The organism is Acinetobacter sp. YH12236 (genome assembly GCF_013417645.1).
GTDB lineage: Bacteria > Pseudomonadota > Gammaproteobacteria > Pseudomonadales > Moraxellaceae > Acinetobacter.
The window spans coordinates 1-9,789 of record NZ_VPDM01000055.1; the positions used below are offsets into that span (position 1 = coordinate 1).

Genomic DNA, 9,789 nt, shown 5'->3' on the forward strand with positions numbered 1-9,789 from the left:
AGTTCTATAAGGAACAGCATGTGCGTGGTAAATGGGTCTGTGATCAGTGTGACACTCTGACTCAGCAAGCGATGCCCGCCTATGTGATTGATAAAGGCATTGCTTCACCTGAATTGCTCAGCCATGTTTTGGTATCGAAATATGCCGATCATTTGCCGCTGTACCGTCAGCGCCTGATCTATCAGCGGGCGGGAATCGAACTTTCTAGATCAACTTTATCTGACTGGATAGGTCGCTGCGGTGTAGAACTGGAACCTCTGGCCAATGCCTTAAAAGAGGTGGTGCTGCAACAGCGGGTGCTGCATGCAGATGAAACACCGGTCACCATCATGCGGATGGGTGAGAATAATAAAAAACCGAAGAAAGGTTATGTCTGGGCCTATGCCACTACACAGTACAATCCAGTTCAGGCGGTGATCTATGACTTTCAGGATAGTCGTTCAGGCCAGCATGCTGCAGAGTTCTTGAAAGGCTGGCAGGGCTATCTAGTCTGTGATGATTACAGTGGTTATAAAGCACGTTTTAAATCAGGCCAGGTGATTGAGGTGGGGTGCATGGCCCATGCACGTCGTAAATTCCATGAACTGCATGTAACTGGGAAAAGTCAGGTTGCTGAACAGGCATTAGTGCTGATTCAGAAACTGTATGCGATAGAAGCAGAGCTCAGGAAAAAGACCGATGGTACAGCGGAAGACCGCCGCGAATACCGACAACAGCATAGTCAACCAGTGATGCAACAACTATATGAATGGCTCAACCAACATCATCTGACAGTGCCATCGAGTTCTCCCACCGCCAAGGCCATCAATTACACTCTGAAGCGTTGGCCAGCTTTAAGCCGCTATCTGGATGATGGCAATCTACCGATTTGCAATAATTGGGTCGAGAATCAGATGCGTCCCTGGGCGTTGGGACGTAAGAACTGGCTGTTTGCAGGTTCGCTGCGCAGTGGTCAGCGAGCGGCAAACATCATGACTTTAATCCAGTCAGCAAAGCTGAATGGCTTGGATCCGTATGCCTATTTAAGTGATGTGCTGAAAAGGCTGCCGACACATAAAGTGACCCAGATTGAAGAGTTACTGCCACACCGCTGGAAACCTGAACCGAATTAAAAAATAGGCATGGGGTTCAGCGGACGCTTACGCAAATTATTCCAAAAGGCTCTGATTAAAAATTGTTAAAATTAGTAGATATATGAGAGGAAATTATGAAAAAATTTTTATACTTCAATTGCTTATCTTTTATTTTTACTTATTTATCTTTGTTTTATCAGAAATATACATTAGTGGATCGTATAGTTGTAGACAAGCTTGGAAAAGTTAAAGTCATTGGAGGAGGATTTCCCTTACAGTTTTTAGTAGATGGTGAAGTATCTCCAGGTGGGAGTATAGCGCTAGATCCTTTAAATATTATTATAGGAATAGATCAATTTATCTTCTTATATTTTATTTTTGATTATTTGTTCTGGATAAGTGTTTTATTTGCTTTTTACATAATTTTGAAAAGGTACAAACTAAAACAGATTTTCTAAAATTAACATAATACACGTTATACGAATTCCCAAGGCATGGCTTTTAGTTATGCTTTTTTTATCAAAAGAGTATACCTGAATGATAGCGAGCCAAATCGCATACAATATCTATCATTAGACTTAATGCAATAATTAAATGATAGTATTATCATTAATCTAATAGAATTAAGATTAAATGATAGAAATGAATACACGTATTTATCTACGAGCTTCAACTAAAGATCAAGATGCAGAAAGGGCTTTGCAGATTCTTCAGGATCTAAACCAAAACTTGAATTTGGGTGAAACCATTGTGTACGTGGAAAACTATAGTGGTACGAAGTTAGACCGACCTGAATTGAATAAGCTACTGTCAGAAGCAAATCAAGGTGACACATTGTTAGTTGAAAGTATTGACCGCTTATCACGCCTAACCCAACGAGATTTTCAAGAGCTGAAGCGCAGGATCCAGGAGAAGGGACTTCGTTTAGTCGTAGCAGATCTTCCTACTACCTACCAAATGATTCAAACCAGTGACAGCATTACTCATTCAATCTTGGAACTCATCAACAATATGTTGATTGATCTTCTGGCAACAATGGCCCGCCTAGACAATGAGAAACGTATAGAACGTATTAAGCAGGGCCTGGCACGTTCGGGTTACAAACCAACAGGCAAGAAGGCAAATGAGGCTAAACATAAACGAATAAAAGAATTGCTAGTAGTTGGCAATATGACTAAGGAAGAAATTGCCAAAGCAGTGAATTGTGGAGTTGCAACTGTCTATCGAGTTGCTAAAGTTATCTAAAAGAGGCTTATCTCAACGCGCCCCCAATGGGGCACCGCTGCATTCAGGTTACTTCACATAAGAAATTTTATGTTAAATGATTGTTAGAAATGCCCCTTGATCGAGGCATTTTCTATAAAGAATACTAAAAACTAATTAAAGCCAACCAAGTTTCAAAACAAGGCAGTTCTCAGCAATCATATTTTTAAATTATATAACTCCCAACTGAGCTTTTGCTCCAACGATAAGGCTTTCATTTTGAGTTTCTAAGGCAAATAAACCATACATCAAAGGAGAGGCCGCTGCTCTTTCTAAAGTCTGTTCATATAGTTTATTCCAAACTTTACCCCCTAGTTTTTCATACTCGATGATTAGAGTTTTGAGGCTTTCTTCTCCAAACAAAGTTACATGCCCAGCAAAATCAATCGCTGGGTCATCTATATGGGCTGTTGACCAATCAATAACGCCTGAAACAGCTCCATCCTTTGAAGCTAGTACATGCCCAGCATATAAATCGCCATGTATAAATTGGGTGAAATCTGCCCATAGAACATCATTATCCAACCATTTTCTGTAGCGGGTTTCCAATTGCTCACTTATACCAATTTCAGATTTTACTAACTGCAAATTGTTTGCTATTTCAGGTCTTAAATCTGAAGGTTTCATAATTTTCAAATCATTTTCCCGAACTTCTTTTTCAGGAATACTATGGATTTCAAATAAGGTTTTTGCCAAAGATGTTATGTATTTCGGGCTATCTTTGTCCATATTCCAAATTATTTCATAGGTTTCAGCATCCAAATTTAAAACAGGATTATCTTTAAGTATGGGATAAGCCACTAATTCTGTAGATGAAATTCTCCAATCAGGAACCTCTACAGAAAGATGTTTTTTTACCAATTCTAAAATGCGTTTTTCTTTCTTGATTTGTTCCCTCATGCCATCACGACGAGGAATACGCAGCAACCATTGTTGCCCCTTTGTATCAAGAGCAAAAACGACCTTAAAATCAATGCCCATTTCATTGAAATTCATTTTGTCCGTAAGCAACAAGCCGTGTGCTTCAGCAAGTGATTGAATATCTTGAATTGTCATTTTTAATTTCCTTTAAAGAGTTCAATAATTAATGTTCGGATTAGATTGGCTATCATTAACAATCTCTCTCAAAAGTCTTGATGATTTTGTGGTCTTTGATCTCGTAGATAATGTCAGCAATATTATCGACCAATTGCTTGTCATGAGATACGAAGATAATAGTTCCTGCATAGGACTTCATCATTGTTTCTAATGCGGCAATACTTTTTAGGTCAAGATAGTTTCCTGGTTCATCCATAAGCAAAATATTATATTTTCCTAAAAGCATTTTGGATAAAAGCAGTTTGATGATTTCACCTCCCGATAAGTCGGATAAGTTTTTTTGAATATCATTCGCTCCGATCCCCATTGAAGCCAATACTGCACGAATTTCCGCAACTGTGTACTCGCACTCTTCCTGCATAAAGGAGAGCACAGATTTATGCGTGTTAAATTTATATCCTGTTTGTGTAAAGTAGCCAATTTCAGCTTTTGGAGATATGGTTAATCCATCAGCACGTTCTGATATCATTTTTAACAAGGACGTTTTCCCTGTTCCATTCGATCCAGTTATAGCGACTTTAGCGCCAAGCGGTATTATAAAGTTAGCGTCATCAAAGATAGTACGGCTACCAAATTTTAAGCTCAGACCATCTGCCGTAATCGGGAACTTATTGTGCAGTTCTAGGGCTGAACTTTGACGAAAACGAATAGAACGCAAATGCTCTGGTGCTTGAATATCTTCTAATGCAGCCAAACGCTTTTCCATACTCTTAGCTGCCTGATACAGTTTTCTTTGCTTGGTGCCAGTCATTTTTGCATGCCCAAGTCGTCCAGCACTTTCGGTAGAGTTTTTGGATTTTTCTCCTTTTTTCTTATTGTCTAATCGATTAGCTTGCTGGCGTTTTTCTTGCACAGCAGATTCTAATCGCTCCCGTTCCTTCATCATCAGCTCATATTCTACGGCTTGGTGTTGTCGCTCTTCTTCTTTTTGACGCAAGTAATCCGAGTAACCACCCCAATATTCCGTAATTTTACCGTCTTTTAACTCCCATATCTTGTCTACAACCATATCAAGAAAATATCGGTCATGACTGATAACAAGTAATGCTCCATCAAATGCTTTAAGTTGACCAATAAGTAGATCTATTCCATTGAGATCAAGGTGGCTGGTTGGTTCATCCGCTAGAATGCCATGTACTTGTTGGGAAAATGCGGCAGCAATTTTTGCACGAGTTTCCTCTCCGCCACTCATTGTGTCGTTTTGTACATTGGAAACACCAAGGCGAGATAACATTGCCCGGTCTTCGACCGTTTCTATTTCGATTCCGCCCAGTTGGCTGATATGTGCAAAATCACCAAAACGCTGTAATGTCGCTTCGGCTAAAACAATTTCGCCATTAAGTACTTTGAGTAAACTACTCTTTCCTGCTCCGTTATCACCCACAAGACCAATACGGTCATAAGAGTGAATTTCCAATTCATCAATATCCAAAACATCACGCCCAGCATAATCCAAGCGTATGTTTCTCGCTTTAATAATTAAACTCATTTTTATTTACTCCTGTTTAGCTCTTGAAATTTTTTATGCAGCAAACAGGATTTAGGTGAAAACAAAAGCTAGCATCACAGTGTCCTCCCAAAAAAAAAGCTATTCATCCACAGGGTGGACAAATAGCTAGTCAATTAAGTTATAACTGGAAACTATGCACTAAAAGCATACTTATAAATTAAGCATACTTTTACTTTATATATCCGCATATATTCTTAAAGACACAACAAAAGCCCACCATTATAAAATAGTGTCACTATGCAAATAGTTGTGTCTTAACGAATGCGGATAGAATGCATAAACTTACCTAAAAAATAAAATTCAGTTTTATGATAACTTTACTGTTAAAAGAAGTCTAGACAACCTTGTTTTATGCTTGGATATAAGGCTTATTTTAAATAATAGTAGTGAAGATTTTCTAAAATTAACATAATACACCTTATACGAAATAAAAATGGGAGCCTTAAGCTCCCATTTTTTAAGTAATTTTTTCAAATAAGGCTTGGGTGAGCATCTAAAATTCGAATCAATGTAGCTGCTGGTCCAGTTGGATAGCGTCGTCCCTGTTCCCAATTTTGCAGGGTACGGGGGCTAATATGTAGACGTGCAGCAAATTCATTTTGGCTCAAGCCAGTTTTTTCACGTACTTCTTTAATATCAGGCAATTCGAGTTCTGTAACTCGGCTTGCTTTAACTTCTTTACGTTTGATAGCTCCAGCTTCTTTGATTGAAGCAACCAAGTCATCAAATAAGTTGTTATCCATGAAATTGCTCCTTCACGAGTTGGTGCAGAATGGCGGTTTCCTTATCTGTTAAATTATCTTTTACTGATTTTGGATAAGCCACTAAGAAAAAGATCTGATCATCCTCGGTGACCCAATAATAAATCACCCGTATCCCACCACTTTTCCCTTTGTTACCTTGAGCACAACGTACTTTGCGAATACCACCGCCATTCTTGATTAGGTCACCTCTATCAGGCTGTACCAAAAGATCTTGCTGAAGTTGACGATATTCCTCATCAGATACAAGGTCTTTAATTTGCTTGGTAAAGATGCTGGTTTCAATAAATAACATGGACTCTTTATACGTCAATGGCGTATTTGAATTTTAGCAGTTTCCATAACAAAAAACGAGAGCTGGTAGATCTCGTTTCGCATAACAGCCATTATGTTAAATTGTAGTAAGAACTTTAATGCGATAGAGCAGAATGTATATGCAAAATAAGCTTGATAACATTATTCAAGAATTAAAAGAACTATCTGGGAATAGTCGTCTAAACATAGAACTACCTGATGATATTTTCATATCTGCTTATGAACGAAAAATAGGTTTTATTTTTCCAAAAGATTATAAAAAAGTTTTGAAAGAGATTAGCAATATCTTTTATGGAACAATTGAATTAGCGTCTCTTACAGATGAGAAAGAATGCTATCGAGGGCTATCTCAGATATTAAATGATGCTAGGGAGCAAGGTCTGCCAGAAGATTGGCTACCTATTTGTGAAGATAATGGTAGTTATTATTGCCTATCTCCTAATCATAAAATTAGATATTGGACAGCAGATGGATATAGCGATGAGCAGTGGGAAGATTTAGCAGATTGGATCAAGCAAGTTTGGATAGATGGAAATTAAGAATTTCTAAAATTAACATAATACACCTTATACGAAATTAAATTAAAAAATGGAGCCTAAAGCTCCATTTTTTAATAACTTTTTTTAAATTGCTAAGCGTAAATTCAGTGCTTTTACAACTTTAATCACAGTATCAAAACTAGGGTTAACATCACCAGAAAGTGCTTTATAAAGACTTTCTCGGCCTAAGCCTGTATCTCGTGATAATTGAGCCATTCCTTTAGCTTTTGCAATGTTACCTAAAGCCTTTGCAATGAATGCGGCATCGCCATTAGATTCTTCAATACATGCTTGTAAGTAAGCCTGCATATCATCCTCTGTTTTAAGATGCTCAGCACTGTCCCATTTGCGAAGTTTAATAGCCATTTATAGCTCCTCCTCTAAATCTTGTGCCAATTGCAGGGCAAGTTTTATATCTTTACTTTGCGTAGACTTATCTCCGCCTGCTAAAAGAATAACAACCCTTTGCCCTTGCTTGCAGTAATAAATCCTATAGCCTGGCCCAAAGAAGAAACGTAATTCAGAAACACCTTCACCGACCGGCTCAGTATCTCCAAAGTTTCCATCTTCAACCCGATCAATTCGGACTTGTATGCGTCTTTTTGCCTGCTGGTCTTTTAACTTGGTGAACCAGTCATCAAAGACTTCAGTGGTATATATTGAGTACATAAGTAGAATGTATCCTATAGGATACATTTATGCAAGAAATAAACTTGATATTTGGGGCTCGAAACGGTGAATTTCGTATAACCGCCATTATGTTAAGTTAATCAAAATTCTTAATGCACCAAAACCTAAAAATTTAAATGGAGTAAAAATGACTTTAAAGGGGTTAGATATTCAAGAAGATTGTATCAAAGCTATTTCTAATGAATCTTTAATATTTGATATTAAGAATAAAGAGTTTTTAGAGGATATAGAAAATCTTTTATTACAGTATTTTCAAAATTTTAGTAATGATTTAAATGGAATTGAGTTTGATAATTTTTCTGTGGAGTTTTGGTTCGATGCAGGACAATTGATTATTTATCCTGAAAAAGATTTATTAGATCGTAAACCCTTTGAATCTGAATATGATTTAGATAGATTAGACCCTTATTTTTATCTAGTTTGTGAAGAATATAGGATATATTTTGATGACTTAATATCTCGAAAAGTAAGCGATCAAGTATCTGAAAAAGAAGCTATTTCTAAAACTAATGACGTAATTGATTGTGTAAGCAAAGCTATAAAAAATATAAATGATGAAAACAATCTTTTAAAGATGTTAGGCAGGCCTAAATTAGAAATAAGATATTTCGGTGTAACGAAAGAAGAACTTTTAGCAAAAGAAATTCTCGTGAAATGAAGTAGATATTTTTGTCGTATTAAGGAAAACTAAAATTAACATAATGGGCGTTATGCGAAGTCAAAAATGGGAGCTTAAGCTCCCATTTTTATTGATGATTTTTTAATTCTTTCAGCATAGCATCCCGTAAAATTTCATTCATTCGTGTTTGATAACCTTTGCCTTGTGCTTTGAACCAAGCAAGTACATCAGCATCTAACCGAATTGAAGTTTGTTGCTTCACTGGGCGGTAAAATTGATTTTGGCGTACAGCACTGCTCCAATCGGTAATTTCAGGAATATCTGATAGATCTAGCTGATCATCAGGAACCGTGCCTTTAGCAAGCAAGCGTTGAATTTCAGCATCTTGCTTCTCACCAAATTTCTCATTCAGCTCTTTGCGTGAGTATCTAACCATGCTCATATTTGTTTCGCTCCGCTTTAGTCACTTGCCTTGCACTAATGATTCGTATGATTTCACAGTCATCTTCATCAAAAATGGTGTGAGCCACCTAAGTTTTCTAATAAAAGATCTAAATACGTATCTTTCATCAATTGAGATTCATTGTTATTCAATATATTGTAGGTTGAAAGTATCAAATGTGAAAGTTGAGGATCAGAACGTAGGGTTGATTCGATAGCAAGTTCGATAGGCTCATTAAATATTCCTTCATAGCTTTTTTTTAACCATGCTGGATCTAAATGCATCATTTTATAAGTGAAGCCGAGAGGATCTGGTGCATTACCATCATGAACTTCTTCAGGTTCAAGCATGAAAGTTTGACCTTGATAGCTATCAATAATTTTTTTTCTACAATTGAATTGTTGATGTCCTAACTCTGTTACCCCTATAAGATAACTTGAGTGTAGATGAGGATCGTATGCAAAGCCTTTGAAGTGGGCATGAATTAGTTCTATACCTGTAGACTTATCCTGTGTGACATTGACCCAATTGCTCATATTTACTTAATTAGTCCTAATGGATTTAGCTTATCAAAAATTATCTAATGAAGAAATTCTAAAATTAACATAATACACCTTATACAAAATGCCCTTGTAAGCCCTTAATCAAGGGCATTTTTAGTCTCTACTTAACATAAAATTTTGGTGGTGCTTCAAAAAGTATGCTGCCTTTAAATGAAGCCATTATTGATGTAAAAGAAAAGAAGGCTAAATCAAAAGCTTTAAAATGGTTTTCAAGCTTTTTTGAAAAATTACAGCTTCTTCTGAAGCTACGCCTAATTCTATGCCTTATTTTGCAATTATTGCCTTCAATACCTACAGTAAAAAATTTACCAATACTTTGCTTACCATTTTTAAAAGCAGTGATGAAACTGTCCCAATGATCACTTGCAATTCGGGTGTAGTGAATATCTAATTGTTTAAGCTTTGTCTTCAATTGTTAGACTGTAGCTAAATCTCGTTTACCCCAAACATAAGCAACAATTTCACCTGTTTCTCGATGATAGGCGTAAATAAGCCATTGTTTATTCTTTTTATTTCCAACAAAATTCCAGAACTCATCTACTTCGAGAGATTCATAATGACTTTGCTGAGGCTGAATTTCATAGGTTGATTCAGTTAAAGTACGTAAAACTTTACCGATACTGATGCGCTCAACTTCAGCAATATCTCGTATACCGCTGCCTCTGACCATCAACTGTAATATTTTACGAGTAATACCTGACTTACATCCTAGATAGCTCAGTGCATGATCACCAATAAACTGACGTTTACAGTCTTTGCACTGATAGTTTTGTTTCCCATCTACTTTGATACCATTTTTCTTTATACTATCACTGAGGCAGGTTGGACATTTGATTGCTAGAGTTATTTGCATTTCTCTATTTTATCAAAATCCAATCGGCTTTTTCTTCAGCATACTTTTTGAAACACTACCAAA

The 9,789-nt window shown here is 36.8% G+C and carries 13 protein-coding genes and 2 pseudogenes; 5 read left to right on the forward strand and 10 right to left on the reverse strand.

The genetic code is table 11. The annotated features are described in order from the left end of the window. From FTV14_RS15200 to FTV14_RS15210, 3 genes are all read left to right on the forward strand, one after another. A partial coding sequence (locus FTV14_RS15200) for an IS66-like element ISAba25 family transposase (RefSeq protein WP_180054118.1) occupies nucleotides 1-1,112 on the forward strand: 1,112 nt, incomplete at its 5' end. A 95-nt stretch (nucleotides 1,113-1,207) separates the two neighbouring features. After that, nucleotides 1,208-1,531 carry a hypothetical protein gene (locus FTV14_RS15205; protein ID WP_004676058.1) on the forward strand — a complete coding sequence of 108 codons (324 nt, stop codon included), beginning with the start codon at nucleotides 1,208-1,210 and terminating at the stop codon, nucleotides 1,529-1,531. Between the two features lie 175 nt (nucleotides 1,532-1,706). Further along, on the forward strand, nucleotides 1,707-2,318 hold the full coding sequence (locus FTV14_RS15210) for a recombinase family protein (protein WP_015060246.1): 612 nt from the start codon (nucleotides 1,707-1,709) through the stop codon (nucleotides 2,316-2,318). A 189-nt stretch (nucleotides 2,319-2,507) separates the two neighbouring features. Here FTV14_RS15210 and FTV14_RS15215 read toward each other — a convergent pair whose 3' ends face one another. The 4 genes from FTV14_RS15215 to FTV14_RS15230 form a co-directional block, all read right to left on the reverse strand. Beyond that, nucleotides 2,508-3,392 carry an Mph(E) family macrolide 2'-phosphotransferase gene (locus FTV14_RS15215; RefSeq protein WP_000155092.1) on the reverse strand — a complete coding sequence of 295 codons (885 nt, stop codon included), beginning with the start codon at nucleotides 3,390-3,392 and terminating at the stop codon, nucleotides 2,508-2,510. 55 nt (nucleotides 3,393-3,447) lie between these two features. Further along, on the reverse strand, nucleotides 3,448-4,923 hold the full coding sequence (msr(E), locus tag FTV14_RS15220; RefSeq protein ID WP_000052512.1) for an ABC-F type ribosomal protection protein Msr(E): 1,476 nt from the start codon (nucleotides 4,921-4,923) through the stop codon (nucleotides 3,448-3,450). Between the two features lie 491 nt (nucleotides 4,924-5,414). Next, nucleotides 5,415-5,687 carry a NadS family protein gene (gene nadS / locus FTV14_RS15225; protein ID WP_000369781.1) on the reverse strand — a complete coding sequence of 91 codons (273 nt, stop codon included), beginning with the start codon at nucleotides 5,685-5,687 and terminating at the stop codon, nucleotides 5,415-5,417. After that, on the reverse strand, nucleotides 5,680-6,000 hold the full coding sequence (locus FTV14_RS15230) for a type II toxin-antitoxin system RelE/ParE family toxin (protein WP_000897307.1): 321 nt from the start codon (nucleotides 5,998-6,000) through the stop codon (nucleotides 5,680-5,682). Before FTV14_RS15230 ends, nadS begins: the two co-directional genes overlap by 8 nt. A 139-nt stretch (nucleotides 6,001-6,139) precedes the next feature. On the opposite strand from FTV14_RS15230, the gene FTV14_RS15235 reads away from it, so the two are divergent. Beyond that, the gene (locus FTV14_RS15235) at nucleotides 6,140-6,559 is read left to right on the forward strand and encodes an SMI1/KNR4 family protein (RefSeq protein ID WP_001180106.1); all 420 of its coding nucleotides are present in this window, start codon (nucleotides 6,140-6,142) and stop codon (nucleotides 6,557-6,559) included. A gap of 84 nt (nucleotides 6,560-6,643) precedes the next feature. Here FTV14_RS15235 and FTV14_RS15240 read toward each other — a convergent pair whose 3' ends face one another. Both FTV14_RS15240 and FTV14_RS15245 read right to left on the reverse strand, forming a co-directional pair. Continuing rightward, nucleotides 6,644-6,925, reverse strand: coding sequence for an addiction module antidote protein (locus FTV14_RS15240; RefSeq protein ID WP_000985609.1), 282 nt, complete (start codon nucleotides 6,923-6,925; stop codon nucleotides 6,644-6,646). Then, on the reverse strand, nucleotides 6,926-7,228 hold the full coding sequence (locus tag FTV14_RS15245) for a type II toxin-antitoxin system RelE/ParE family toxin (protein ID WP_000286964.1): 303 nt from the start codon (nucleotides 7,226-7,228) through the stop codon (nucleotides 6,926-6,928). It abuts the gene before it with no gap. A 148-nt stretch (nucleotides 7,229-7,376) separates the two neighbouring features. Here FTV14_RS15245 and FTV14_RS15250 point away from each other — a divergent pair, with 148 nt between their 5' ends. Further along, nucleotides 7,377-7,907 carry a hypothetical protein gene (locus FTV14_RS15250; protein WP_000172759.1) on the forward strand — a complete coding sequence of 177 codons (531 nt, stop codon included), beginning with the start codon at nucleotides 7,377-7,379 and terminating at the stop codon, nucleotides 7,905-7,907. Between the two features lie 88 nt (nucleotides 7,908-7,995). On the opposite strand, the gene FTV14_RS15255 is transcribed toward FTV14_RS15250, so the two are convergent. From FTV14_RS15255 to FTV14_RS15265, 4 genes and pseudogenes are all read right to left on the reverse strand, one after another. After that, nucleotides 7,996-8,310: a BrnA antitoxin family protein gene (locus tag FTV14_RS15255; protein ID WP_004728120.1), complete on the reverse strand. Its 315-nt coding sequence runs from the start codon at nucleotides 8,308-8,310 to the stop codon at nucleotides 7,996-7,998. Then, nucleotides 8,297-8,398 (reverse strand): annotated as a pseudogene (locus FTV14_RS16205) (BrnT family toxin); the annotation flags it as partial. The pseudogene FTV14_RS16205 and the gene FTV14_RS15255, both read right to left, overlap by 14 nt. Beyond that, a complete protein-coding gene (locus FTV14_RS15260) occupies nucleotides 8,379-8,846 on the reverse strand; it encodes an AraC family ligand binding domain-containing protein (RefSeq protein WP_373683202.1) in 468 nt (155 codons plus the stop codon). The pseudogene FTV14_RS16205 and the gene FTV14_RS15260, both read right to left, overlap by 20 nt. A gap of 173 nt (nucleotides 8,847-9,019) precedes the next feature. Further along, nucleotides 9,020-9,726: pseudogene (locus tag FTV14_RS15265) on the reverse strand (IS1 family transposase). Nucleotides 9,727-9,789: the final 63 nt, after the last annotated feature.